We start from the raw sequence: 24,986 nt of genomic DNA, 5'->3' as shown, positions 1-24,986 counted from the left end.
CAACCTTATTTTTTAGCTGCGAAACGTGCCGCTGCTTCGTCCCAGTTCACCACGTCCCAGAACGCTTTGATGTAGTCCGGGCGACGGTTCTGGAATTTCAGGTAGTAAGCGTGTTCCCACACATCCAGGCCCACGATTGGGAAACCAGACGCGCCAGAAATCGCTTCACCCATCAGCGGGGAATCCTGGTTCGCGGTAGAAACCACAGCCAGTTTGTCACCTTTCAGTACCAGCCATGCCCAGCCAGAACCGAAACGGGTCGCTGCTGCTTTTTCAAACTCAGCTTTGAAGTTGTCCACGGAACCGAAATCGCGCTCGATAGCGGCTTTCAGATCGCCCTGCAGGGTGGTGCCGGTTTTCAGGCCTTTCCAGAACAGGCTGTGGTTTGCGTGACCGCCAGCGTTGTTACGCAGAACGGTTTTCTTGTCTGCTGGCAGTTGATCCAGTTTGGTGATCAGCTCTTCAGCAGACAGGTTGGCGAATTCTGGCAGGCTTTCCAGCGCCGCATTCGCGTTGTTCACGTAAGTCTGGTGGTGTTTAGTGTGATGGATTTCCATCGTCTGCTTGTCAAAATGCGGTTCCAGTGCGTCATAGGCATACGGCAGGGATGGCAGTGTATAACTCATAATCCTCTCCATTATTGTCGGGCGGCACAGCTGTTAATGCCGCGTAAGCAGTTGGTTCATTATAGTTAATTAAATGATATTGAAAATGATTATCAATGCCGTACTTTTTATAAGGTTATCCATTTTTGTGCCAATGCCGAATTTGTGAGTCTGCTCACGTGGTTAACGCGCTGATTGCCATGGACAAGAAAAGTGCGGCAACCTTCTGAAGGTTCGCTCGCCGCTTAATTTTTACACTCATCGGGTCGGAGGGAAGCCACCGGCCTATAAAAACGATGAGGACGTAAAAATGAATCATGCGATTACGATGGGTATTTTCTGGCATTTGATAGGCGCAGCCAGTGCAGCCTGTTTCTATGCCCCGTTTAAAAAGGTCAAACATTGGTCATGGGAAACCATGTGGTCCGTGGGCGGTACGGTTTCCTGGCTGATCCTGCCATGGACCATCAGCGCCATGCTGTTGCCAGATTTCTGGGGGTACTTCTCCTCCTTTAGCGCCTCCACGCTGCTGCCGGTCTTTCTGTTCGGCGCGATGTGGGGCATCGGCAATATCAACTACGGCCTGACTATGCGTTATCTCGGGATGTCGATGGGCATCGGGATCGCCATTGGTATCACCTTGATTGTCGGCACGCTGATGACGCCAATCCTGAACGGTAATTTCGACGTGCTGATCAACACCAAAGGCGGCCAGATGACGCTGCTGGGTGTGCTGGTAGCGGTGATTGGCGTGGGGATAGTCACCCGCGCAGGACAACTGAAAGAGCGTAAAATGGGCATCCGCGCCGAAGAGTTCAACCTGAAGAAAGGGCTGATTCTGGCGCTGATGTGCGGCATTTTCTCCGCCGGGATGTCTTTCGCCATGAACGCCGCCAAGCCGATGCACGAAGCCGCAGCAGCGCTGGGCGTGGACCCGCTCTATGTCGCGTTGCCAAGCTACGTGGTGATTATGGGCGGCGGTGCGCTGGTGAACCTCGGCTTCTGCTTCATTCGTCTGGCAAAAGTGAAGAACCTGTCGGTAAAAGCCGACTTCTCACTGGCAAAACACCTGATCATCACCAATGTGCTGCTGTCGGCACTGGGCGGCCTGATGTGGTATCTGCAGTTCTTCTTCTACGCCTGGGGCCACGCCAGCATTCCACCGCAGTATGACTACATGAGCTGGATGCTGCACATGAGCTTCTACGTGCTGTGCGGCGGGATTGTGGGGCTGGTGCTGAAAGAGTGGAACAACGCCGGACGGCGTCCGGTGAGTGTGCTGAGCCTGGGCTGCGTGGTGATTATTATTGCCGCCAACATTGTTGGCCTCGGCATGGCGAACTGATCACGCCGCTTTTCGACTGTGATGACGCCACTGAACCGGCGTCATCCCCACCTCGCGGTTAAACACCACGGAAAAGTAGTTACTGTCCTCAAAGCCACAGCGCGTCGAGACTTCACTCACCATCAGTTCCGTATGTTGCAGCAGATACTGCGCGTGGCAGATGCGCAGCTGGCGCAGATAGTGGTTCACCGTCATCCCCGTCTGGGTGCGGAACTGCTGGCGCAAGGTGCGCTCACTGCACTGCTCCTGCTCGCAAAATTTCTCTAGCACAAAGCTGCGATTCAGGCTGCCCGCAAGCGTGGTAATCAGCTTATCAAGCAGCGCTTCCTGCGCCGTGGCAGAAGGGTTATCCGTTGCGTAACGATAGCGTTTGAGGGTCATCACCAGCTGGGCAAACAGCAGCTCGGCCATCTCGTTCGCGCCCGGCTCGGCCTTCAGGCTCTCCTGTTCAAGCTGGGTGATGACGTGGCGTACCTGAGTCATGCCGTTGCTGCTCAATCGCCAGTGCGGCGCGGTGTGCGCCTCGTTAAACCCGGGAATATGCCCCGCCCAGTCGACGTTGAGCTTTAGCCTGTCCGGGCAGTAAATCACGTTCTGCAAAACCAGGTCGTTGACCGAAGCGTAGGAGTGTTTATCTTCCGCGCGGATATAAAACAGATCGCCGCGGGTGATGCGGTAGGGGCGGTCATTGAGGACGTGCAAACCGTTGCCGCGCCACACCAGCACCAGCTCGCAAAACTCGTGCGTGTGCTCAGCGAAGACGTTTTGCGGATAGCGATCGGCCACCGCGACAGCCTGCCCGGCACTGGCAAAAAAATCGGATTTGCGAAGGATTAACGGAGCGCCCACAACTCACCTCAACGGCTAATAACCTGACATTATTAGCTGTTTTACGGCAAAAAAACGGTGATTCTCCTCGCGTTACTGAAGTGACGCATCCCGGCCCTGACGAATTTCGCGTGGCGACCAGCTGAATTCACGACGGAACAGCGTCGAAAAGTGGTTACTGTCGCCAAATCCGCAGCGATAAGCGATATCCGTCACGCTATCGTCCGTATGACGCAGCAGGTGCCGCGCTTTGATCAGGCGCAGCCGGTTGAGATAGCGCTGCGGCGTCAGGCCCGTGTGCTGCTTGAGCTGGCGATGCAGCGTGCGCAGGGAAAGGGAAAAATTATCGGCCACTGTCTCCCAGCACACCTCTTCCGCGAAGTGTTCTTCGAGCCAGGCCATCATCAGATTAAGGCGCGCATCATTGTTTTCGGCCCCTTCCACCAGGCTGCTGCGACGCAGCAGAACCAGCAGTTGCATGAACAACAGTTCACGGCTGGCGCGCGTATGCGTTTCCGCATTTTCCTCTACCGTTTCCATCTGCCCCACCAGCTGGCGCACCTGCTGCAGGGTGGACTGATTCACCCGCCAGTGCGACGGATAGTGCCCATCCTGCTCCTGCGGCAAAAGCTGATTCAGCCCGGAGAGAAACTGGAACGCATCCGGTGAACGGTAGAGCACGTTGGTCAGACACAGGTTATCCGTATGTTCATACAAGTGCCGATCGTGGTCGCGCACAAAGCACACGGTTCCACCGCTGATGGTGTAGGGTTGGCCGTTAAACACGTGAATGCCCGTACCGTGCTCAACAATCACAATCTCATGAAAATCATGATGATGTTCAGGAAAAGCCGCCTGAGGAAGCCGTGGTTCGATCGCCACTGGCGAACTTCCGTGAGGGAAAAAATCCACGCTGTGCAGTACGGTCATATCGGCCACCACCAATGAGAAATGTTCTCAAAATAGTAATTAAGGGCCGGGTTTCTCACCTTCAATTTTCGACACCAAAGCGTGCAAAGCCTGTCAGTTTTTCAAGAAACAGCGGGAAAGATCCGGAAATGCGGCAACGGTCACATGGGCTGCAATCCCCGCCATAACAGGAAACTGTGAACTTCCTCACGTTCATCTTTGCTTTCTTGCCAGCGCGCGATTTTGCCTGTCAGTGGCAAGAAGGTGCGTTTTTCTTCCCTTTCTTAGACTGTTTCGCAATGACTCCAAGAAGGACCGAATTATGACCTCTCGCCATTGTGTGGCTGTCGATTTAGGTGCATCCAGCGGGCGCGTGATGCTTGCCAGCTATACGCCTGCACAGCGCGCACTTTCGCTTCGTGAAATCCATCGCTTCGGTAACTGCCTGCAAAAGCAGGACGGCGTCGAGACCTGGGACATTGACAGCCTGGAGGCGGAAATCCGCACTGGCCTGAACAAAGTCTGCGACGACGGCATTCTGATCGACAGCATCGGGATTGATACCTGGGGCGTCGATTTTGTGCTGCTCGACCGCCACGGCGAGCGCATCGGCCTGCCCGTCTCCTATCGCGACAGCCGGACCGATGGCGTGATGGCTCGCGCCATTGATCAGCTCGGTAAAGCCGATATTTACGGGCGCAGCGGCATCCAGTTCTTACCCTTTAACACCCTCTACCAGCTGCGCGCTCTGGTGGAACAACAGCCCGAACTGGTAGCAAACGTCGCCCACGCGCTGCTGATCCCGGATTACTTCAGCTATCGCCTGACGGGCAAGATGAACTGGGAATACACCAACGCCACCACCACCCAGTTGGTGAATATCAACTCCGATAACTGGGATGAAAACCTGCTCAACTGGACAGGCGCTTCCGCCAGCTGGTTTGGCACCCCGACTCACCCCGGCAATGTGATCGGTCACTGGATTTGCCCGCAGAAGAATGAAATCCCGGTCGTCGCCGTCGCCAGTCACGATACCGCCAGCGCGGTGATTGCCTCTCCGCTGGCAGACCACGACGCGGCCTATCTTTCATCCGGCACCTGGTCGCTGATGGGCTTTGAGAGCAAAACGCCGTACACCTGCGAAAAGTCGCTGGCGGCAAACATCACCAACGAAGGCGGCGCGGAAGGCCGCTACCGGGTGCTAAAAAATATCATGGGGCTGTGGCTGCTCCAGCGCGTGCTGAAAGAGCAGAACGTTACCGACCTGGCGCGCCTTATCGCCGAGACAGAAAAACTGCCGGCCTGCCGCTTCGTGATCAATCCGAACGACGACCGCTTTATCAATCCGCACAACATGAGCGATGAAATCCAGGCCGCCTGCCGTGAGAGCGCACAGCCCATGCCGCACAGCCCGGCGGAACTGGCGCGCTGCATTTTTGACAGCCTCGCCCTGCTCTACGCCGACGTGCTGAACGAGCTGGCGGCTCTGCGCGGTAAACCGTTCAGCCAGCTGCACATTGTCGGCGGCGGTTGCCAGAACCAGCTGCTGAACCAGCTTTGCGCCGACGCCTGCGGCATCACCGTGGTCGCCGGCCCTGTTGAGGCCTCGACGCTCGGCAATATCGGCATCCAGCTGATGACCCTGGACGAGCTTTCGAACGTTGACGATTTCCGAACGCTGGTGACGAACAACTACCCGCTCACCACGTTTACCCCTAATCCCTGCCATGAAATTGCCCGCTATCAGGCGCAGTTTCAGCAAAAACGACTGACAAAGGAGCTTTGCGCATGACCACTCAACTTGAACAAGCCTGGGAACTGGCTAAACAGCGTTTCGCCGCCGTGGGCGTGGATGTCGAAGAGGCGCTGCGTCAGCTCGACCGTCTGCCGGTCTCCATGCACTGCTGGCAAGGCGACGACGTCGCGGGTTTTGAAAATACCGGCGGCGCACTGACGGGCGGCATCCAGGCGACAGGCAACTATCCGGGCAAAGCGCGTAATGCCACCGAACTGCGTGCCGATCTGGAACTGGCGCTCAGTTTAATTCCGGGACCAAAACGCCTGAACCTGCACGCGATTTATCTCGAATCCAGCGAGCCGGTCGCGCGTAACGAAATCAAACCGGAACACTTTAAGAACTGGGTGGAGTGGGCAAAAGCCAACAAACTGGGTCTGGATTTTAACCCGTCCTGCTTCTCGCACCCGCTGAGCGCCGACGGTTTTACCCTCTCCCATTCCGACGACGAGATTCGCCAGTTCTGGATCGACCACGTCAAAGCCAGCCGTCGCGTTTCAGCATATTTCGGTGAACAGCTCGGCACGCCGTCGGTGATGAACATCTGGATCCCGGACGGCATGAAAGATATCACCGTTGACCGCCTGGCTCCGCGCCAGCGCCTGCTGGAGGCTCTCGACGAGGTGATCAGCGAAAAACTGAACCCGGCGCATCACATTGATGCGGTGGAGAGCAAGCTGTTCGGCATCGGCGCCGAGAGCTACACCGTTGGCTCCAACGAGTTCTACATGGGTTACGCCACCAGCCGCCAGACGGCGCTGTGTCTGGATGCGGGCCACTTCCATCCGACTGAGGTGATCTCCGACAAAATCTCCGCCGCCATTCTGTACATCCCGCGCCTGCTGCTGCACGTGAGCCGCCCGGTGCGCTGGGACAGCGACCACGTGGTCCTGCTGGATGACGAGACTCAGGCCATCGCCAGCGAAATTATTCGTCACGATCTGTTCGACCGCGTGCATATCGGTCTCGACTTCTTCGACGCCTCGATCAACCGCATTGCGGCGTGGGTGATCGGTACCCGCAACATGAAGAAAGCCCTGCTGCGCGCGCTGCTGGAGCCGACGGCGGCCCTGCGCGCGCTGGAAGAGCAAGGCGACTACACGGCGCGTCTGGCGCTGCTGGAAGAGCAGAAATCCCTGCCGTGGCAGGCCGTGTGGGAAATGTACTGTCAGCGCAACGATGCGCCAGCGGGCAGCCAATGGCTGGACAACGTGCGGGCGTATGAGAAAGAGGTGTTAGCGACTCGCAGCTAAAACAGCGCCCGGCGGCGCTTCGCCTGCCGGGCTTACGAACACTTGTCAGCGGGGATCGCTACGCGTCGCCCGACATTTTCAAAGGAATCACAAGACTATGCACACCATCACCAACGCCTGGTTCGTCCAGGGCATGATCAAAGCCACCACCGACGCCTGGCTAAAAGGCTGGGACGAGCGCAACGGCGGCAACCTGACCTTGCGCCTGGACGACGCCGACATTGCGCCGTTCGAAGCGGATTTCCACCCGAAACCGCGCTATATCGCCCTGAGCCAGCCGATGCCGCTGCTCGCCAATACGCCGTTTATCGTCACCGGTTCCGGCAAGTTCTTCCGCAATGTGCAGCTCGATCCGGCGGCGAATTTAGGCGTGGTAAAAGTGGACAGCGACGGCGCGGGCTACCACATTCTTTGGGGGCTGACGAACGAAGCGGTGCCGACCTCTGAACTCCCGGCGCACTTCCTTTCCCACTGCGAGCGTATCAAAGCGACGGACGGCAAAGACCGCGTGATCATGCACTGCCACGCGACCAACCTGATCGCCCTGACCTACGTGCTGGAAAACACCACGGATTTCATCACCCGCAAACTGTGGGAAGGAAGCACCGAATGTCTGGTGGTCTTCCCGGACGGCGTGGGCATTCTGCCGTGGATGGTGCCAGGCACCGATGAAATCGGCGAAGCCACCGCGCAAGAGATGCAAAAACATTCCCTGGTACTGTGGCCATTCCACGGTGTCTTCGGCAGTGGCCCGACGCTTGATGAAGCCTTTGGCCTGATCGACACCGCTGAGAAGTCGGCTGAAGTGCTGGTTAAGGTCTATTCCATGGGCGGAATGAAACAGACCATCACTCAGGAAGAGCTGATTGCGCTGGGTAAACGCTTTGGCGTCACCCCGCTGAAATCGGCGCTAGAGCTGTACAAATAAAAACATCGCGCCCCGCTCATTGAGACGGGGCGAAAAAACACCTGCAAACCCTACACAACACTCAATTCAGTGGAGTAAAAGCAATGAAAATAAAGACAAGCTTAATCCTCACCGTTGCCGCTCTGGCGTTGTCCGGTTCCGCTTTAGCAGAAGTAAAAATCGCCCTGGTGGCGAAATCTCTCGGAAATGGATTCTTCGAGGCAGCGAACGTGGGCGCGCAGGAGGCCGCCAAAGAATTGGGTGATGTGAAAGTCATTTATACCGGCCCGACCACCACCACCGCCGAAGCGCAGATCGAAGTGCTGAACGGTTTGATCGCGCAGGGGGTGGATGCGATCGCCATCTCCGCCAACGATCCCGATGCGCTGGTGCCGGTGCTGAAAAAGGCGATGCAGCGTGGGATCAAAGTGGTTTCATGGGATTCCGGCGTGGCAAAAGCCGGGCGTCAGATCCACCTGAATCCGTCTAATAACGCCCTGATCGGTGAAACCAACGTTAAGCTGGCCGCCGATGCGCTGAAAGCCCTGAACGTCGAAAAAGGCGACGTGGCGGTGTTGAGCGCCACCCCAACCTCCACAAACCAGAACACCTGGATTGCCGAGATGAAAAAGGTTCTGCCGCAGTATCCGTCCGTCAATCTGGTGACCGTAGCCTATGGCGACGATCTGTCGGATAAGAGCTACCGCGAAGCGGTTGGCCTGCTGAAAACCTATCCCGATCTGAAAGTGATCGTCTCCCCGTCATCGGTCGGGATCGTGGCTGCCGCGCAGGCGGTGAAAGACCAGGGCAAAATCGGCAAAGTGTATGTGACGGGGTTAGGCCTGCCGTCTGAAATGGCCGGCGCGGTGAAATCCGGGGCGAGCAAAAGCTTCGCGATCTGGAACCCGATCGATCTGGGTTACGCCGCCACCTATTTAGCCGACGACCTGGTGAAAGGCACCGCCACCAAAGATGAAGCCAGCATGGGCAAACTGGGCAAAGTGAAGCTCGATGCCGACGGTAGCGGCGCGATGGCTGAGCCGTTCGTCTACGATGCGAGCAATATTGATAAGTTCTCAAAAATCTTCTGATGCGTTTTGTAGGCCGGAGAAGCGTCGCGCCATCCGGCCAACAAGATCCCCTTTGATGGAGAACTCTCATGAACGCATCCACACCGCTGCTGGAGCTTAAGGGCATCACCAAGGTTTTCCCTGGTGTGCGCGCCCTTGAGAACGTACAGCTTGAGCTTTGGCCCGGTAAAGTCACCGCTCTTATCGGTGAAAACGGCGCGGGCAAATCGACGCTGGTCAAAGTGATGACCGGGATTTATCAGCCCGAAGAGGGCGAAATCCTCTATAAAGCCATCCCCATTCATCTCCCGACGCCGGAATCGGCACACAAAGTCGGGATTACCGCTATTCATCAGGAAACCGTGCTTTTTGATGAGCTGTCGGTGACCGAAAATATTTTTGTCGGCCAGTATCTGCATAAAGGCTTTTTCAGAAAGCTCGACTGGCCGGAGATGCACCGCCGGGCTCAGGAGATCCTCACCCGCCTGGAGGTGCAAATCGACCCGCGCGCAACGCTTAAAACGCTGAGTATCGCCCAGCGCCATATGGTGGCCATCGCCCGCGCCCTGTCGTTTGAGGCGCAGGTGGTGATCCTCGACGAACCCACCGCCGCCCTGTCGCAGCACGAAATCCTAGAGTTTTATCAGATCGTTGAGCGCCTGAAACAGGAAGGCAAAGCGATCCTGTTTATCTCGCACAAGTTCGACGAAATTTTTGAGCTGGCGGATCACTACACCATTTTGCGCGACGGCGTGTTCGTCGGCGCAGGGGCGATCAACGACATCACCGAAGAGCGGATGGTGGCGATGATGGTAGGCCGCGCTATCACCCAGACCTTCCCGAAAGTGGCGTGCGAAAAAGGGGCGACGGTGCTGGAGGTCAAAGACCTCTGCCATCCGACCGAATTCGCGCACATCTCATTCTCCCTGCGCAAAGGCGAAATCCTTGGCTTTTACGGGCTGGTCGGCGCCGGGCGTACCGAGCTGATGCAGGCGCTCTCCGGCGTCACGCGTCCCTCCTCCGGCGAGATCGTGCTGAACGGTCAGGCGCAGAATTTCCGCCAGCCAGCCGATGCCATCCGCGCGGGGATTGTCTGCGTGCCGGAAGAGCGGCAGAAGCAGGGAGCGATTATCGAACTGTCGATTGCGCAGAACATCAGCCTGCCGCAGCTCAGCAGGCTCAATCCCGGTGGGGTGTTAAATCAGGACCGCGAATGGGCGCTGGCCGATGAATACGCCAGACGGCTGCAGGTGAAGGCGTTTAGCTGGAAACAGCCGGTCGAAACCCTCTCCGGCGGCAATCAGCAAAAAGTGGTGATCGGCAAATGGCTGGCGACGCATCCTGAGGTGATCATCCTCGATGAGCCGACAAAAGGTATCGATATTGGCTCGAAAGCGGCCGTTCATCAGTTTATGTCCGAGCTGGTTGGACAGGGGCTGGCGGTGATTATGGTGTCGTCGGAACTGCCGGAAGTGATGGGCATGGCCGACCGTATCATCGTGATGCACGAAGGGCTGATGGTGGCAGAATACCCGGCGGGCGGGGCAACGGCGGAAACCATCGTCAGCGCGGCCAGCGGTGCAAAACAGGAGGCCGCGTAATGGTGAAGCAACTCCTGAAACACCGCGAAGCCCTGCTGGGGGCGGTGATTGTACTGATGATCATTGCCATCGGCAGCCGCGTGCCGTCGTTTATCGCACCGGGAAACCTGGTGGAGATGTTTAACGACACCTCGATTCTCATCATTCTCGCCCTCGGCCAGATGATGGTCCTGCTGACCAAAGGCATCGACCTGTCGATGGCGGCCAATCTGGCGCTGACGGGGATGATTGTCGCCCTGATCAACTTCCATTATCCCGCCGTGCCCGTCTGGGCGCTGCTGATTCTGGCAACGGCGCTCGGCCTGTTGATGGGCGTCATCAACGGCCTGCTGGTGTGGAAACTGGGTATTCCGGCGATTGTGGTAACGCTCGGCACCATGAGCATCTATCGCGGGATTATCTTCCTGCTCACCGGCGGTGGCTGGGTGAACTCCAACCAGATGGGCGCGGATTTCCTCGCCCTGCCGCGCGCGTCACTGCTCGGTCTGCCCGTTTTGAGCTGGTGCGCGATTGCGGCCCTGCTGCTGGTCGGCTATTTCCTGCGCTACAGCCGCACCGGGCGCGCCCTTTACACCGCAGGCGGCAACGCCACGGCGGCGTATTACACGGGGATCAACGCAGGCAAAATGCAGTTCGTCAGCTTCTGCCTGTCAGGCGCGCTGGCCGGATTCTGCGGCTATCTGTGGATTTCACGTTTCGCTGTCGCCTACGTTGATGTCGCCAACGGTTTTGAGCTGCAGGTGGTCGCCGCGTGCGTCATCGGCGGCATCAGCACCATGGGCGGCACGGGCCGGGTGTTGGGCTGTCTGTTTGGCGCGCTGTTCCTTGGCGTGATCAATAACGCGCTGCCGGTGATTGGTGTCTCTCCGTTCTGGCAGATGGCGATTTCCGGGACGGTGATCGTGATTGCGGTGCTGCTCAATGAACGCGGCAACAAACGCAAAGGACGGCTGATCCTGCGCGATGCGGCGCTGGCGCGTCAGAAACAGGCGGTGAACTCATGAGCAAAATGATGACTACGGAAGAGATCAAAAATCGTCCGGCCGCGACGGGGATTTTCCAGCGTCTGCTGTGCTGGGAGGGCTTCCTGCTGGCGGTAACGCTGGCGGTGTTTATCGTCAACGCCCTCGCCTCGCCCTATTTTCTCGATATCTGGAATCTTTCTGACGCTACGTTCAACTTCACCGAAAAAGCGATCATTGTGCTGCCGATGGCGATGCTGATCATCGCCCGTGAAATCGACCTGTCGGTGGCATCGACCATCGCGCTCAGCTCGACAGCGATGGGCTTTTGCGCGGCGGCGGGTGTAGATACGCCGCTGCTGGTCTGCGTGGGATTAGGCGTCGGGTTGCTGTGCGGGCTGTTCAACGGCTTTCTGGTCACGCGCTTTAACCTGTCGTCCATCGTGATCACCATCGGCACCATGAGTCTGTATCGCGGCATTACCTACATTTTGCTCGGCGATCAGGCGCTGAACACCTGGCCCGAGAGCTTCGCCTGGTTCGGGCAGGGCTACGTGTGGGGCGCGCTGTCGTTTGAATTCGCGCTGTTTATCCTGCTGGCGGCGGTGTTTGCCTTCGTGCTGCATCGCACCAATTTTGGTCGCCGGACGTACGCCATCGGCAATAACCCGACCGGGGCGTGGTTTTCAGGCATCAACGTGAAGCGCCACAACCTGCTGCTGTTCGCGCTGGTCGGGCTGATGGCGGGGCTGGCCTCGGTGCTGCTCACCTCGCGCCTTGGCAGTACGCGCCCGACGATTGCGATGGGTTGGGAGCTGGCGGTGGTGACGATGGCGGTGCTCGGCGGCGTCAATATTCTCGGCGGCTCCGGCAGCATGGTGGGCGTGATTATCGCCGCCTTCCTCATGGGCCTGGTGACCTTTGGCCTGAGCCTGCTCAACGTGCCCGGCATTGTGATGTCGGTGATTATCGGCGCGATGCTGATAGTGGTGATTTCGCTGCCAATTATCACCCGCCGGATTATGCAGCGAAGACGGATCTAATGCCGGGTGGCGCTTCGCTTATCTGGCCTGCCTGACCGCAGGCCCCGCAAGCGTCGTGCCGCCGGGCATAAAAATCACAGTAATTAAGGAGAATTATCATGAGTTTTATGTTGGCACTTCCCAAAATCAGCCTGCACGGCGCGGGCGCGATCGGTGACATGGTCAATCTGGTGGCGAGCAAACAGTGGGGCAAGGCGCTGATCGTCACTGACGGACAGCTGGTGAAAATGGGGCTGCTCGACAGTCTGTTTACCGCCCTGGACGCCCATCAGATGTCGTATCACCTCTTTGACGAGGTGTTCCCGAATCCGACGGAAGCGCTGGTACAGAAAGGGTTTGCGGCCTATCAGAGCGCCAGTTGCGATTACGTTATCGCCTTCGGCGGCGGCAGCCCGATTGATACGGCGAAAGCGATTAAAATCCTCACCGCCAACCCTGGCCCGTCGACCGCCTATTCCGGCGTCGGCAAAGTCAAAAACGCCGGTGTGCCGCTGGTGGCCATTAACACTACAGCAGGCACCGCGGCGGAGATGACCAGCAATGCGGTGATCATCGACAGCGAGCGCCAGGTGAAAGAGGTGATTATCGACCCCAATATTATCCCGGATATCGCCGTGGATGATGCCAGCGTGATGCTCGACATCCCCGCCTCCGTCACCGCCGCAACGGGGATGGACGCCCTGACGCACGCCATCGAAGCCTATGTTTCCGTCGGCGCTCACCCGCTCACCGATGCCAACGCCCTCGAAGCGATTCGCCTGATCAGCCTCTGGCTGCCGAAAGCCGTCGACGACGGGCACAACCTCGAAGCTCGCGAACAGATGGCATTCGGCCAGTATCTGGCAGGCATGGCGTTTAACAGCGCCGGGTTAGGGCTGGTTCACGCACTGGCACATCAGCCGGGGGCGACGCACAATCTGCCGCACGGCGTCTGCAACGCCATCCTGCTGCCGATCATCGAAAACTTTAACCGCCCGAACGCGGTGGCGCGTTTCGCCCGTGTGGCGCAGGCGATGGGCGTGGAGACGCGCGGGATGAGCGATGAAGCGGCCAGCATGGAGGCGATCAACGCCATTCGCGCCCTGAGTACGCGCGTCGGTATTCCTTCTGGCTTCAGCCAGCTTGGCGTGACCAAAGCGGATATCGAAGGCTGGCTGGATAAAGCCCTCGCCGATCCGTGTGCGCCCTGTAACCCACGCACTGCCAGCCGCGACGATGTGCGCGAGCTGTATCTGGAGGCCCTATGATCCGCAAAGCCTTTGTGATGCAGGTGAATCCTGACGCTCACGAGGAGTATCAGCGCCGCCACACCCCGATCTGGCCGGAGCTGGAATCGGTGCTGAAAGACCACGGTGCGCACCATTACGCCATTTATCTCGACAAGGAGCGCAACCTGCTGTTTGCCAGCGTTGAGATTGAATCGGAAGAGCGCTGGAACGCAGTGGCGAATACCGACGTGTGCCAGCGCTGGTGGAAACACATGCGCGATGTGATGCTCGCAAACCCGGACAACAGCCCGGTGAGCGCGGAGCTGAAAGAGGTGTTTTTCCTTGAGTAACCATTCACGCTGCCGCACTCGCGGCAGCGTTTTCCTTTATTTAGCTATTTAGCCTGCCTCCAGCGTGCCGCGTCCTGCCGCGATTTGCTGCCTGCTGCTCAGCGTAAACGCCGAGATCATCGTCACCGCCAGCACAAAGCATCCGAGCATCAGATAGGTGTCCTGGAAGCCGATCCGGTCATACATATTCCCCGCAAACGCCGACAGGAAAATGGCCGCCGACTGTTTGGCAAAGTTAAAGCCAATCAGATAGATGGTCGCTGACAGGCGGGTATCAAACACGCCAGTGATGTATTTAAACGCCCCCACCAGCAGGAAGGGCACTTCCAGCGCGTGAAGCATTTTCAGGGCGATGACTTCCGTCACGGTAGTGGCGAAGGACGAGCCGATAATGCGCGTGGCCATAATCAGCCCGGCAATCAGCAGGGTGTTTTTCGCGCCGATGCGGTTAATGATCCACGGCGAGCAGAACATAATGATCGCGTTACAAATTTCTCCGGCCGTGGTCGCAAAACCAAAGGCGCGCGTCCCCTGTTCCGGCGTCGCAAAGAACGATTTAAAGAAGGTGGCAAACTGCTGATCAAACACGTCATACACGCAGGCCACGCCAACCACATACAGAATAAACATCCACATTTTGCGCTGGCGGAACAGGGTGAAGACGGTTTTGGCGGTGATTTGCGGCTGATTGGCGCCCAGCGCGTTCATCACTTCGGCGGTCTGGTTTGGCTTCGGTTTGGCGACCACCAGCAGGAGCATCAGCAATAGCGCCGCGCCTGAGCCCATCCAGAAAACAAACGACGGATCGATACTGAACAGCACGCCGCCCGTGGAGGCGCACAGCCCCCAGCCCAGGCAGCCGAACATCCGCGCTTTACCGTATTCGAAGAAGCTGTTGCGACTCACTCGCTCGATATAGGCCTCAATCGCCCCGGAGCCCGCCGAGAAGACAAAGCCGATATACAGCCCGCCGCTCAGCGCCCCGAGCCAGATATTTATTTTCAGCAGCGGCGCGAAGACGTAAAGGAAGAAGGGGGCGAACAAGAACAGCAAAATGGCGATGATCCATAACAGGTGCTTTTTCAGCCCCAGCTTGTCAGAGATCACCCCCAGCACCGGCTGGAACGCAATCGCCGAGAGCGAAATGCAGGAGAAAACAATCCCCGTATGGGTTTTATTCAGGCCGATGATATCCGACAGCCATATCGGCAGGAACGGAAAGCAGGTGGCCATAATGAAGAAGTAGAGAAAGAAGAACGCCCCGAAAATCCAGAAATTGGGGTTGTCTTTGTGGGTACAGGCAGTCGTGTTCATTATTTTTATCCTCAACTCAGGGCCGGTCGCCCGGCCCATCACCCTTACACGCGTTCAACGCCAATCAGAATGGCGGTTTCCGGGTCCAGAATCGGCAGTACCAGTCCCGCCTGCATCAGCCATTCTCCACTCACCGTTTGTGGCGCTTCCATCCATGCCGGGAGTTTGCGCATGGTGTGGCCCCCTTCGCCGGTGAGGCGGATATTTGGATGATCGAGCAGGGTGATGCGGTACTGCGCGTTCGCTGCAAGCCCCGGCATGCGCAGCGGCATCATCAGGGTGTAATCCGGCATCGCCAGTTGGCTGACAATAAACAGCCCCTGCCGTTGGTCTTCGCTCACTATACCCTGCACCTGGGTGGTGGCGTCCGGCATATCCACACGCCACTGGGTACCGTGGTGAATCACGTCGCGCCATTGCTTATGCAGCGCGGCGTAACGGCGGTAGCCTTCACGCTCGTGCTCATCGACGGTGAGCGGGTCCAGCTCAAGCCCCATGTGCCCAAACAGCGCGGTCAGCCCGCGAAACTCGATGCTGTGCTGGCGGAACGTGGCGTGGCATTTATGATGACCGATATGTGCGCCCATCACCTCCGGCGGGAAGAAGTAGCTCATGCCTCGCTGGATGGTGTTGCGCTCCAGCGCATCGTTGTTATCAGATGCCCAGAAGCGGTGGCAACGGGTCAGGACTTCGTAATCAATGCGTCCGCCGCCGGACGAGCAGGATTCAAATTCCACGTGCGGGAAGCGCTGGCCGAGTGTCTCAAGCAGGCGATAATACTGGCGCGTTTGCGCGTCGGCAGCGGCTTTACCGAGATGGCCAGGCTGCACCAGCTCGCGGTTCATGTCCCACTTCACGTAGTCCACCGGATGTTCGCCCAGCAGCCAGCTCATGCGTTCCAGCAAATACTCAAAGGCTTCAGGAATATTCAGATTCAGCACCAGCTGGTGTCGCCCCGTCGCCTGCGGGTAGCCCGGCAGCGCCAGCACCCAATCGGGATGCGCGCGGTAGAGATCGGAATCCGGGTTAATCATTTCCGGCTCCACCCAAATGCCAAATTCCATGCCGCGATTTTTGACGTGATTGATCACCGGCATCAGGCCGTCAGGGTATTTTTTCTCGTCGAGAGTCCAGTCACCCAGGGCGGCGTGGTCGTCGTTGCGCCCCTTAAACCAGCCGTCATCGATGATGAAGCGTTCCACGCCCAGCGCCGCCGCTTCGTCGGCCATCCGCATGATGTAGTCCGGGTCGTGGTTGAAATAGATCCCTTCCCAGGTATTGAGGTGCACCGGGCGCGGCTTGTTTTCCGGGAAGCGAATGATGTTCTCGCGCAGATAGCGGTGGAACTGCTGACTCATCCCGTTCAACCCCTGCGCGGAGTAGCTGGCGTACAATTTCGGCGTCCAGAGGGTTTCGCCTTCGGCAATCGCCATTTCGCCCGGCAGATAGAGCGCTTCGGCCTGCACGTAGCGGCGGCCATCGGTTTTCACTTCAGCACGCAGGCGGTGGTTGCCGCTCCAGCCGAGGTGCATGCCCCACACATCGCCCTGCATTTCACTGAACGCAGGTGTGCCGGTCATCAGCGCCGGGAAGTGTTCGTGGGAGGTGCGCCCGCGCCGGTTTTCAATCACAAAACTGTCGTGCTCAAGGGTCAGGCGATGCGGCTGGAATTCGCGTATCCAGCGACCATGGAAAGCCATCACCTCTTTCGCGCGCTCCGAAACCGGCAGCGTCACGGCCAGCCGATCCACCTGCCACGGCTGCGCCCGCAGATTGGTCAGACCGTGTCGTACCACCAGCACGCCGCTCTCATCGAGGACGAGTTCACTGGTCAGCCGCAGCCCGGCGTGCGCATCTTCTGCGGTAATCGTCAGGCTGTGACGCTGCTGTTCGACGGCAACAGTCCTGAACACCGGAGACCCATCCAGCCCCTGGCGGTGGCCTTCAATGCCCGGCGCACCAAACAGACCGTGGCCCAGCTCGGCCATCAGCGTCACCGGGATATCCACGTCCAGCCTGCCGTTAGCCACCGGGCGAACCAGACTTTGCGCATCCTGCGGCGAAAAGTGGTGAAGGTGTGGCCCCCAGTAGACAATTTCGGCGAACGGGTGCGTTTTGATCACCACGTCTGCCGTCGTGCTTTCGAGTCGTAAAATGGAATCTTGCATCGGACATCTCCTGTCATCGGATGTCCTGAGTGTTGATCCGAAACGTTTCGGATACCAACCAAAACGTTTCGGATCTGTGATCAACTTTAGAGTTTTGCGGTGATTTAGGCCGTCTGGCCTGGTGAAAATTCAGGCTGCCAGAGCACCTGAAGATGGGAGAGATCATCGCCATTGATGAGCTGGCGCACCATGTCAGCGATCTGCTTGCCCACGCCCTCGCGGGTGGACTGAATCACCGCCGCTACGTCGGCGTCGACAATGCTGTCCTGCGGCAGGCCGTCATACACCACCAGCGAAACCGGGTCGCTGCCGGTCAGCCGCCCCTGCTGCGCCAGCGCCATAGCCGCGCCGTCGCCGTGGGTGTTGCAGTCAGTCACAATCGCCGTCGGCGGATTCGGCAGTGCAAGAAGCTCAAGCGTCGTGGTATAGCCCGCGCGGCGTGACGGCGGCATCGCGCGCAGCCATTCGCTGGATAACCCAGCTTCGCGGAGGGCGTCGAGATACCCGAGACGGCGCTGGGTGATAAACGCCTGATTATTACTTTCGCCCAGCAGGGCGATGCGCTGATGGCCCTTGTCGATCAGCCAGCGCGTGGCACGATAGGTCCCGGCATAGTTATCAAAATCAAACCATGCGTAAGGTTTTGGCAACTGGCTGCGGCCCAGGGCGAGGAACGGAAAACCGGCGTCCTGAAGCTGCGCAAGGCGCGGGTCCTGATCGAGGGTATGCGCGACAATCAGGGCATCCACACGGCGGCTTTGCACCATGCGCATGTAGCTGTGTTTATCGGCAAGGTCATCGTCGGCGATCAGCAGTAAATCAATCTCATGTCGCGCCAGTTCGTGGCTAATTTCGCCGACCATGTCCATAAAAACGCTGTTATTGAGCGGAACCGGATGCACGGGAAAAACCAGCCCGACGGCGTCGATTTTGCCCATCTTCAGGCGGCGGGCAAAGGTGTTTGGCCGATAGCCACGGCGCTGCGCTTCGGCTTCCACCCGCGCCCGGGTTTCGCGAGAAACGTCGTCATATCCGTTGAGGGCGCGGCTGACCGTCGTAACAGACAGCCCCAGTTCTTTGGCAATGGCTTTGAGCGACATGATTTTCCGTGTCCGAGAGGTTAGTTTTGTTCCGCCACTAAAAGCGCGTGGGTATCCGGTTCCAGCGCCTTGAAGATATGCGGTTGATCGGCGGGATAGCAAATGTAATCGCCCTCGCCCAGATCTTCCGGAGCGTCAGTCAGGCCGATCAGCGCCCGTCCCTGGGTGACGATAATGTGCTCTACGGAACCCGGCGGATGCGGCTGCGAAATGCGGTCTGCACCCGGCTGGGTCATCAGCAGATAGACATCGCGGCGTGCGCCCGGCGGACAGGCGGCTAGTAAAATCGCCTGATAGTTCGCCTGCTCGGCAATCACTTTGGTCCCTTCACCCCGGCGGATCACCTGAGTGGTGGGCTGCTGCGGCTCTAACAGGCGCGCAAACGGGATCCCCAGCGCCACGCACAGCGACCAGAGCGTTTCCAGACTGGGATTGCCATTCCCGGATTCCAGCTGCGAAAGGGTGGATTTAGCAATCCCGGCGCGGCGTGCGATTTCTGCCAGCGACAGCCCGGTTCGCAGGCGCTCCCGCACCAGGCTTTTCGCGATCACGCTGATTGGCTGCGTCATAAAACGGCCTCTTGTTCTATAAATCGAACGAATCGTTCATCTTGAAAAACGATATTGATGCGTTCATTATAATGGATACTCGTTCGATATGGCTAAAAATGTATGAAGAACTCTCTCTCCTGTCTGAAAGGCGACACGGTCAAAGCGATCGTTCTGGTGTGTCTCGCCGTGGGCGTCGTCGGCATGTCCTACGGCTCGCTGGCGATGGCTTACGGCTTCCCGGTGTGGGTGCCGTTTGTGCTCTCCATTACCGTGCTCGCGGGCGCGTCGGAATTCATGTTTATCGGCATCGTGGCCAGCGGCGGTAATCCGCTTGCGGCGGCGGCGGCGGGTTTGCTGGTGAATGCCCGCCACGTTCCGTTTGGCGTTACGGTGCGCGAACTGGTGGGTAAGCGCGGCCTGAGCTTCCTCGGCTGCCACATTATGAACGACGAAAGCGTGGTGTTTGGTTTGTCGCAAAAAACCCCCGAGCAGCGCAAAGCCGCCTACTGGCTATGCGGGCTAGGCGTGGCAATCATCTGGCCGCTGGGGACACTGCTGGGGGCGATGGTCGGCAAGCTGCTGCCTGCGCCTGAAACCATCGGTCTCGACGCCGTATTCCCGGCGATTTTGCTGGCGTTAGTCGTCCCGGCCTTTAAAAACCGCACCACGCTGATCCGCGCCTGCAGCGGCGCAGCGCTGTCGCTGGCCGCAGTGCCATTCGCGCCGGTCGGTTTGCCGGTGCTGCTGTCGTTACTGGGTCTGGCGGCGAGGAAAAAATAATGGAACACATGACCTTCTTTATTCTCGGCATTGCGATTTTATCGGCGGGAACCTATCTGATGCGCCTTGGTGGTGCAAAGCTTGGCAATCGCCTGGCGCTGTCCGAGCGCTCGCAAGCGCTGCTGTCGGATGCGGCAACGGTGCTGCTCTTTTCCGTGGCGCTGGCAACCACCTTCTACGAAGGCGAACATTTTGCCGGCATGGCGCGAGTCTTAGGCGTGGCCTTCGCCGTGTTCCTGGCGTGGCGTAAAGTGCCGCTGATCGTCGTGATTATCTCTGCTGCAGTCGTGACGGCGCTGTTGCGCGTGGCCGGTTTGCATTGATGAAAGAGATTCGCTCTCATGGCGCGCGAGTCGACAAGACCGCGTCATTTTTAGCGTTCTGTTGAGCGGAAAGATGGGCTACGAGGGGGGATGGCGTTACTGCGGAGAGGGGAAAACCTGTCCCTGCCCGAATGAGCAGGGGACAGTGGCTATGGTCTTATTTGTTCAGTTCAGCGGTCATGTGAACACGGTTACCTGAGAAAGCCTGGGTGATGGTGTAAGAAGCAGCACCGGCCTGTTCTGCCTGAGCGGCAATTTTCGCTTCTGCGCCGTCAATGGTCGAGGCGGTTGCGGTTACGGTCTGAGCAGCGAAAGAACCGAAAGAAGCGGCAAGAGCGATAACTGCAACAAAAGTTTTGATGTTTTTCATGATGTAAATCCTTCAGTAAGTTGTTTGGATAAGGCGTTTTGCCTTGATGTGATAATAATAGGCCTCATCATCAACAACTAAAAGCGGAAGGATTTGCTAAAGTCTTTCAAATTTACTGATCAATAATTAAACGCTTCGGATGCGTATAAATGGTGACGCGACCCGGTTTGCAGAACCCCACCAGCGTCAGGTTGCAGCGCTGTGCCACCTCCACCGCCAGGGTGGTCGCCGCCGAGACGGCAAACAGAATTTCGACGCCACACATGGCCGCCTTTTGCACCATCTCATAGCTCGCCCGGCTCGAAACCAGCGCCGCACCCTGCAGCCAGGTTTCGCTTTCTCCGGCACGACGTCCCAGCAGTTTATCCAGCGCGACGTGACGCCCAACATCCTCATGACCGCCTGCAATATTCCCCGACGGAAGAACCCATGCGGCCGCGTGCGTACAGCCGCTCAGTTGCCCTATCGGCTGGACGTCGTTGAGATGCTCCAGGGCGTGATCGAGATGTTTAAGATTGAAGGTCTGGGTAAACGGCAGCGGGACAATCGGCTTACCGATATCGTTCAGTTGCTCGACGCCGCATACGCCGCAGCCTGTGCGCCCGGCCAGCGCGCGTCGGCGCTCTTTCAGCCCCATAAAACGACGGCTGGAGAGTTCGATTTGCACTTCCAGGCCGTTACAGACCTGAACGACATCCATGCCGAAGATCTCCTGCGGGTGTTCGATAATGCCTTCCGAAAGCGAAAAACCAATCGCGAACAGCTCAAGATCTTTGGGCGAGGCCATCATCACGACGTGGGAGATACCGTTGTAGACCAGGGCAACAGGCACTTCTTCCGCCAGAAAATCGGGGATTCCGTGGGTAATGTGAGGGGGTCTGTGTACCACTTGCTCCACCACGCCCGCAGGCAAGGGAGACGAATGGGTATCACGATTCTGTTTTGACACAACGGTATTCCTGAGCAACCACAAAGGTGAGCCTGCTATTGCATCATAAACCGCAGGCCGTGCGCATAGTATGGATCAACTTTTCGGCAGCCATACCCCACAAGTTTACCTACTCATTTGGGAGTGGCACAACAGACGCGCTGATACACGCCTTTAACAAGCCAGGGTCACAATGTGATCAATGTCACACTTTATAATCATCAGAGTGATAATACGTTCACTTTGTATTAACCGCACCGGAACAGGCTTACCGACATTGTGGTATTCTGAAATCATATCCCTCGTGGAATTGAGGGAATACATCAAATTTTAAGCGTTATGGTTGTTTTGCAATCATGCGCAAAAACAATAACCTCCCTAAATAGTTCGTGTTGCTGGAAGGCGGCAATTGAGCGAATCCCCAGACGCTTACCTACGTAAGCGGCTGAGTAAGAGAACGCAGCCAACGCACCTGCAGCGCGAAATATGAAGAGGGAGCAATGTCGTAAACAAGGAGTGACCCATGCAGGTCAGCAGAAGGCAGTTCTTTAAGATCTGCGCTGGCGGTATGGCAGGCACGACGGCAGCGGCGCTGGGCTTTGCCCCTGGTGTAGCGCTGGCGGAAACGCGGCAGTACAAACTGCTGCGCACCCGTGAAACCCGTAATACCTGTACGTACTGCTCTGTCGGTTGTGGGCTGTTAATGTATAGCCTCGGCGACGGCGCGAAAAACGCTAAAGCATCCATCTTCCATATCGAAGGTGACCCGGATCATCCGGTCAACCGTGGTGCGCTGTGCCCGAAAGGTGCCGGTCTGGTGGACTTTATCCACTCCGAAAGCCGCCTCAAATTCCCGGAATATCGCGCCCCTGGCTCCGATAAATGGCAGCAAATCAGCTGGGAAACGGCATTTGACCGTATCGCCAAACTGATGAAAGAAGACCGTGATGCGAACTTTATCGCGCAGAATGCCGATGGCGTCACCGTTAACCGCTGGCTCTCCACGGGCATGCTTTGTGCCTCCGCATCCAGCAATGAAACCGGGTATTTAACCCAGAAATTTACGCGCGCACTCGGTATGCTCGCGGTCGACAACCAGGCGCGTGTCTGACACGGACCAACGGTAGCAAGTCTTGCTCCAACATTTGGTCGCGGTGCGATGACCAACCACTGGGTCGACATCAAAAACGCTAACCTCATCATTGTGATGGGTGGAAACGCGGCAGAAGCGCATCCGGTGGGATTCCGCTGGGCGATGGAAGCCAAAATCCACAATGGCGCGAAACTGATTGTGATCGATCCCCGCTTTACGCGTACAGCGTCAGTGGCGGATTTCTACACCCCTATTCGCTCAGGTACTGACATTACTTTCCTGTCAGGCGTATTGCTGTACCTGATGACTAACGAAAAATATAACCGTGAATATACCGAGGCTTACACCAACGCCAGCCTGATCGTGCGTGAGGACTATAGCTTTGAAGACGGTCTGTTCAGCGGTTACGACGCCGAAAAACGCAAATACGACAAAACCAGCTGGAACTACGAGCTGGACGAAAACGGCTTTGCGAAACGCGATACCACCCTTACCCACCCGCGCTGCGTGTGGAACCTGCTGAAAACGCACGTTTCCCGCTATACGCCGGACGTGGTCGAAAACATCTGCGGCACGCCGAAAGCCGACTTCCTGAAAGTCTGCGAGTACATCGCCGAAACCAGTGCTCACGATAAAACCGCGTCGTTCCTTTACGCGCTGGGCTGGACGCAGCACTCCATCGGGGCGCAGAACATCCGCACCATGGCGATGGTTCAGCTGCTGCTCGGCAATATGGGGATGGCAGGCGGCGGCGTGAACGCCCTGCGCGGTCACTCCAACATTCAGGGGCTGACGGACCTGGGCCTGCTGTCGCAGAGCCTGCCGGGCTACATGACGCTGCCAAGCGAAAAACAGACCGACCTCCAGACCTATCTGACCGCCAACACGCCGAAACCGCTGCTGGAAGGCCAGGTGAACTACTGGGGCAACTACCCGAAATTCTTCGTCTCGATGATGAAAGCCTTCTACGGCGATAAAGCGACAGCAGAAAACAGCTGGGGCTTTGACTGGCTGCCGAAGTGGGACAAGGGTTACGACGTTCTGCAGTATTTCGACATGATGCACCAGGGCAAAGTGAACGGCTATCTGTGCCAGGGCTTTAACCCGGTCGCCTCGTTCCCGAACAAGAACAAGGTGGTAGAGTCGCTATCGAAACTGAAATTCCTGGTAACGATTGATCCGCTCAATACCGAAACCTCGACCTTCTGGCAGAACCACGGTGAATCGAACGACGTCGATCCAGCGAAAATTCAGACGGAAGTGTTCCGCCTGCCATCCACCTGCTTCGCCGAAGAGAACGGTTCTATCGTTAACTCTGGTCGCTGGCTGCAGTGGCACTGGAAAGGTGCGGACGCCCCGGGCATCGCCATGAACGACGGCGAGATTCTGGCCGGTATCTTCCTGCGCATGCGCAAGATGTACGAAGCCGAAGGCGGCGCGACTCCAGAGCAGGTTCTGAACATGACCTGGAACTATTCAACGCCTGAAAACCCTGCCCCTGAAGAGGTGGCGATGGAGAGTAACGGTAAAGCGCTGGCGGATGTGGTTGATCCGGCCACTGGCACCGTCCTGGCGAAGAAAGGCGATCAGCTGAGCACCTTTGCGCATCTGCGCGACGACGGCTCAACCGCCAGTGGCTGCTGGATCTTCGCCGGAAGCTGGACGCCGAAGGGCAACCAGATGGCGAACCGCGACAACGCCGATCCGTCGGGCCTCGGCAATACGCTGGGCTGGGCGTGGGCGTGGCCGCTGAACCGCCGCATTCTGTATAACCGTGCTTCCGCAGACCCGCAGGGTAAACCGTGGGATCCGAAACGCCAGCTCCTGAAGTGGGACGGCGTGAAATGGGGCGGCGTGGATATTCCGGACTACAGCGCCGCCGCACCGGGCAGTGATGTCGGGCCGTTTATCATGCAGCCAGAAGGCATGGGCCGCCTGTTTGCCATCGATAAAATGGCTGAAGGTCCCTTCCCGGAACACTACGAGCCGTTTGAAACGCCGCTGGGAACCAACCCGCTGCACCCGAACGTGATCTCAAACCCGGCCGCCCGTATCTTCAAAGGCGATTTTGAAGCGCTGGGTAAAAAAGATAAGTTCCCGTACGTCGGCACCACGTACCGTCTGACCGAGCACTTCCACTACTGGACCAAACACGCGCTGCTTAACGCCATCGCGCAGCCGGAACAGTTCGTGGAGATCGGTGAGAAGCTGGCGAATAAGCTCGGCATCGCGCACGGCGATACGGTGAAAGTCTCCTCTAACCGTGGCTACATCAAAGCCAAGGCGGTGGTGACCAAACGTATTCGCACGCTGAATGTTCATGGGCAACAGGTGGATACCATCGGCATCCCGATTCACTGGGGTTACGAGGGCGTGGCGAAGAAAGGCTTTATTGCCAACACCCTGACACCGTTCGTCGGTGATGCGAACACGCAGACGCCGGAGTTCAAAGCCTTCCTGGTAAACGTGGAAAAGGTGTAACG

22 protein-coding genes are annotated in these 24,986 nt (G+C 57.8%); 13 read left to right on the top strand and 9 right to left on the bottom strand.

What is annotated here, in order from left to right; all coding sequences use genetic code 11:
* Positions 1-5: 5 nt before the first annotated feature.
* The gene (sodA, locus tag DAI21_RS04820) at positions 6-626 is read right to left on the bottom strand and encodes a superoxide dismutase [Mn] (RefSeq protein WP_010436906.1); all 621 of its coding nucleotides are present in this window, start codon (positions 624-626) and stop codon (positions 6-8) included.
* Between the two features lie 289 nt (positions 627-915).
* Here sodA and rhaT point away from each other — a divergent pair, with 289 nt between their 5' ends.
* On the top strand, positions 916-1,950 hold the full coding sequence (rhaT, locus tag DAI21_RS04815; protein WP_107702612.1) for an L-rhamnose/proton symporter RhaT: 1,035 nt from the start codon (positions 916-918) through the stop codon (positions 1,948-1,950).
* Here the strand turns inward: rhaT and rhaR are convergent, their stop codons facing one another.
* A complete protein-coding gene (gene rhaR, locus DAI21_RS04810; RefSeq protein WP_100778357.1) occupies positions 1,951-2,799 on the bottom strand; it encodes an HTH-type transcriptional activator RhaR in 849 nt (282 codons plus the stop codon).
* A 72-nt stretch (positions 2,800-2,871) separates the two neighbouring features.
* A complete protein-coding gene (gene rhaS / locus DAI21_RS04805) occupies positions 2,872-3,708 on the bottom strand; it encodes an HTH-type transcriptional activator RhaS (RefSeq protein ID WP_107702611.1) in 837 nt (278 codons plus the stop codon).
* A 301-nt stretch (positions 3,709-4,009) separates the two neighbouring features.
* Between rhaS (DAI21_RS04805) and rhaB the strand changes: the two genes are divergently transcribed.
* The 9 genes from rhaB to rhaM all read left to right on the top strand — a co-directional run bounded on the left by rhaB (position 4,010) and on the right by rhaM (position 13,876).
* Entirely contained in the window at positions 4,010-5,479 is a 1,470-nt protein-coding gene (rhaB, locus tag DAI21_RS04800) for a rhamnulokinase (protein WP_107702610.1), read from the top strand.
* Complete coding sequence (gene rhaA, locus DAI21_RS04795) at positions 5,476-6,735, top strand: L-rhamnose isomerase (RefSeq protein ID WP_107702609.1); 1,260 nt, start codon at positions 5,476-5,478, stop codon at positions 6,733-6,735. The genes rhaB and rhaA overlap by 4 nt, the downstream gene beginning before the upstream one ends.
* 97 nt (positions 6,736-6,832) lie before the next feature.
* Positions 6,833-7,663 (top strand): rhamnulose-1-phosphate aldolase, encoded by an 831-nt coding sequence (gene rhaD / locus DAI21_RS04790; protein WP_100778353.1) that lies wholly within the window; start codon positions 6,833-6,835, stop codon positions 7,661-7,663.
* Between the two features lie 83 nt (positions 7,664-7,746).
* Positions 7,747-8,733: a rhamnose ABC transporter substrate-binding protein gene (rhaS, locus tag DAI21_RS04785; protein ID WP_100778352.1), complete on the top strand. Its 987-nt coding sequence runs from the start codon at positions 7,747-7,749 to the stop codon at positions 8,731-8,733.
* Positions 8,734-8,801: 68 nt separating this feature from the next.
* Positions 8,802-10,313 (top strand): sugar ABC transporter ATP-binding protein, encoded by a 1,512-nt coding sequence (locus DAI21_RS04780; RefSeq protein ID WP_100778351.1) that lies wholly within the window; start codon positions 8,802-8,804, stop codon positions 10,311-10,313.
* The gene (locus DAI21_RS04775; protein WP_102105689.1) at positions 10,313-11,317 is read left to right on the top strand and encodes an ABC transporter permease; all 1,005 of its coding nucleotides are present in this window, start codon (positions 10,313-10,315) and stop codon (positions 11,315-11,317) included. The genes DAI21_RS04780 and DAI21_RS04775 overlap by 1 nt, the downstream gene beginning before the upstream one ends.
* On the top strand, positions 11,314-12,318 hold the full coding sequence (locus DAI21_RS04770; RefSeq protein ID WP_107702608.1) for an ABC transporter permease: 1,005 nt from the start codon (positions 11,314-11,316) through the stop codon (positions 12,316-12,318). Before DAI21_RS04775 ends, DAI21_RS04770 begins: the two co-directional genes overlap by 4 nt.
* Positions 12,319-12,416: 98 nt before the next feature.
* Positions 12,417-13,565: a lactaldehyde reductase gene (fucO, locus tag DAI21_RS04765; protein WP_107702607.1), complete on the top strand. Its 1,149-nt coding sequence runs from the start codon at positions 12,417-12,419 to the stop codon at positions 13,563-13,565.
* Positions 13,562-13,876 (top strand): L-rhamnose mutarotase, encoded by a 315-nt coding sequence (gene rhaM / locus DAI21_RS04760; protein WP_107702606.1) that lies wholly within the window; start codon positions 13,562-13,564, stop codon positions 13,874-13,876. The genes fucO and rhaM overlap by 4 nt, the downstream gene beginning before the upstream one ends.
* A gap of 48 nt (positions 13,877-13,924) precedes the next feature.
* Here the strand turns inward: rhaM and DAI21_RS04755 are convergent, their stop codons facing one another.
* The 4 genes from DAI21_RS04755 to DAI21_RS04740 form a co-directional block, all read right to left on the bottom strand.
* Positions 13,925-15,190: an MFS transporter gene (locus DAI21_RS04755; protein ID WP_107702605.1), complete on the bottom strand. Its 1,266-nt coding sequence runs from the start codon at positions 15,188-15,190 to the stop codon at positions 13,925-13,927.
* Positions 15,191-15,234: 44 nt separating this feature from the next.
* Positions 15,235-17,358 (bottom strand): alpha-galactosidase, encoded by a 2,124-nt coding sequence (locus DAI21_RS04750; protein ID WP_107702604.1) that lies wholly within the window; start codon positions 17,356-17,358, stop codon positions 15,235-15,237.
* Positions 17,359-17,462: 104 nt separating this feature from the next.
* Entirely contained in the window at positions 17,463-18,458 is a 996-nt protein-coding gene (locus DAI21_RS04745; RefSeq protein WP_107702603.1) for a LacI family DNA-binding transcriptional regulator, read from the bottom strand.
* Positions 18,459-18,478: 20 nt separating this feature from the next.
* The gene (locus DAI21_RS04740; RefSeq protein WP_107702602.1) at positions 18,479-19,027 is read right to left on the bottom strand and encodes a helix-turn-helix domain-containing protein; all 549 of its coding nucleotides are present in this window, start codon (positions 19,025-19,027) and stop codon (positions 18,479-18,481) included.
* 102 nt (positions 19,028-19,129) lie between these two features.
* On the opposite strand from DAI21_RS04740, the gene DAI21_RS04735 reads away from it, so the two are divergent.
* Complete coding sequence (locus tag DAI21_RS04735; protein WP_107702601.1) at positions 19,130-19,789, top strand: AzlC family ABC transporter permease; 660 nt, start codon at positions 19,130-19,132, stop codon at positions 19,787-19,789.
* The gene (locus tag DAI21_RS04730; RefSeq protein ID WP_107702600.1) at positions 19,789-20,112 is read left to right on the top strand and encodes an AzlD domain-containing protein; all 324 of its coding nucleotides are present in this window, start codon (positions 19,789-19,791) and stop codon (positions 20,110-20,112) included. The genes DAI21_RS04735 and DAI21_RS04730 overlap by 1 nt, the downstream gene beginning before the upstream one ends.
* A gap of 157 nt (positions 20,113-20,269) precedes the next feature.
* On the opposite strand, the gene DAI21_RS04725 is transcribed toward DAI21_RS04730, so the two are convergent.
* Together DAI21_RS04725 and fdhD are read right to left on the bottom strand one after the other, a co-directional pair.
* On the bottom strand, positions 20,270-20,482 hold the full coding sequence (locus DAI21_RS04725; RefSeq protein ID WP_100778340.1) for a YdgH/BhsA/McbA-like domain containing protein: 213 nt from the start codon (positions 20,480-20,482) through the stop codon (positions 20,270-20,272).
* Between the two features lie 112 nt (positions 20,483-20,594).
* On the bottom strand, positions 20,595-21,431 hold the full coding sequence (gene fdhD / locus DAI21_RS04720) for a formate dehydrogenase accessory sulfurtransferase FdhD (protein WP_107702599.1): 837 nt from the start codon (positions 21,429-21,431) through the stop codon (positions 20,595-20,597).
* Positions 21,432-21,933: 502 nt separating this feature from the next.
* Here fdhD and fdnG point away from each other — a divergent pair.
* The gene (gene fdnG / locus DAI21_RS04715) at positions 21,934-24,984 is read left to right on the top strand and encodes a formate dehydrogenase-N subunit alpha (protein ID WP_107702598.1); all 3,051 of its coding nucleotides are present in this window, start codon (positions 21,934-21,936) and stop codon (positions 24,982-24,984) included.
* Positions 24,985-24,986 lie beyond the last annotated feature (2 nt).

Source organism: Lelliottia sp. WB101, from assembly GCF_003051885.1.
Classification (GTDB): domain Bacteria; phylum Pseudomonadota; class Gammaproteobacteria; order Enterobacterales; family Enterobacteriaceae; genus Enterobacter; species Enterobacter nimipressuralis.
Note: the sequence above shows the minus strand (reverse complement) of the source record. Positions and strands in the feature narration are given on the sequence as shown.

What these genes read in the sequence shown, in the direction of transcription:
- sodA (WP_010436906.1), bottom strand. Translation starts at nt 626, where the DNA reads ATGAGTTATACACTGCCATCCCTGCCGTATGCCTATGACGCACTGGAA.
- rhaT (WP_107702612.1), top strand. Translation starts at nt 916, where the DNA reads ATGAATCATGCGATTACGATGGGTATTTTCTGGCATTTGATAGGCGCA.
- rhaS (WP_107702611.1), bottom strand. Translation starts at nt 3,708, where the DNA reads ATGACCGTACTGCACAGCGTGGATTTTTTCCCTCACGGAAGTTCGCCA.
- rhaB (WP_107702610.1), top strand. Translation starts at nt 4,010, where the DNA reads ATGACCTCTCGCCATTGTGTGGCTGTCGATTTAGGTGCATCCAGCGGG.
- rhaA (WP_107702609.1), top strand. Translation starts at nt 5,476, where the DNA reads ATGACCACTCAACTTGAACAAGCCTGGGAACTGGCTAAACAGCGTTTC.
- rhaD (WP_100778353.1), top strand. Translation starts at nt 6,833, where the DNA reads ATGCACACCATCACCAACGCCTGGTTCGTCCAGGGCATGATCAAAGCC.
- rhaS (WP_100778352.1), top strand. Translation starts at nt 7,747, where the DNA reads ATGAAAATAAAGACAAGCTTAATCCTCACCGTTGCCGCTCTGGCGTTG.
- DAI21_RS04780 (WP_100778351.1), top strand. Translation starts at nt 8,802, where the DNA reads ATGAACGCATCCACACCGCTGCTGGAGCTTAAGGGCATCACCAAGGTT.
- DAI21_RS04775 (WP_102105689.1), top strand. Translation starts at nt 10,313, where the DNA reads ATGGTGAAGCAACTCCTGAAACACCGCGAAGCCCTGCTGGGGGCGGTG.
- DAI21_RS04770 (WP_107702608.1), top strand. Translation starts at nt 11,314, where the DNA reads ATGAGCAAAATGATGACTACGGAAGAGATCAAAAATCGTCCGGCCGCG.
- fucO (WP_107702607.1), top strand. Translation starts at nt 12,417, where the DNA reads ATGAGTTTTATGTTGGCACTTCCCAAAATCAGCCTGCACGGCGCGGGC.
- rhaM (WP_107702606.1), top strand. Translation starts at nt 13,562, where the DNA reads ATGATCCGCAAAGCCTTTGTGATGCAGGTGAATCCTGACGCTCACGAG.
- DAI21_RS04755 (WP_107702605.1), bottom strand. Translation starts at nt 15,190, where the DNA reads ATGAACACGACTGCCTGTACCCACAAAGACAACCCCAATTTCTGGATT.
- DAI21_RS04750 (WP_107702604.1), bottom strand. Translation starts at nt 17,358, where the DNA reads ATGCAAGATTCCATTTTACGACTCGAAAGCACGACGGCAGACGTGGTG.
- DAI21_RS04745 (WP_107702603.1), bottom strand. Translation starts at nt 18,458, where the DNA reads ATGTCGCTCAAAGCCATTGCCAAAGAACTGGGGCTGTCTGTTACGACG.
- DAI21_RS04740 (WP_107702602.1), bottom strand. Translation starts at nt 19,027, where the DNA reads ATGACGCAGCCAATCAGCGTGATCGCGAAAAGCCTGGTGCGGGAGCGC.
- DAI21_RS04735 (WP_107702601.1), top strand. Translation starts at nt 19,130, where the DNA reads ATGAAGAACTCTCTCTCCTGTCTGAAAGGCGACACGGTCAAAGCGATC.
- DAI21_RS04730 (WP_107702600.1), top strand. Translation starts at nt 19,789, where the DNA reads ATGGAACACATGACCTTCTTTATTCTCGGCATTGCGATTTTATCGGCG.
- DAI21_RS04725 (WP_100778340.1), bottom strand. Translation starts at nt 20,482, where the DNA reads ATGAAAAACATCAAAACTTTTGTTGCAGTTATCGCTCTTGCCGCTTCT.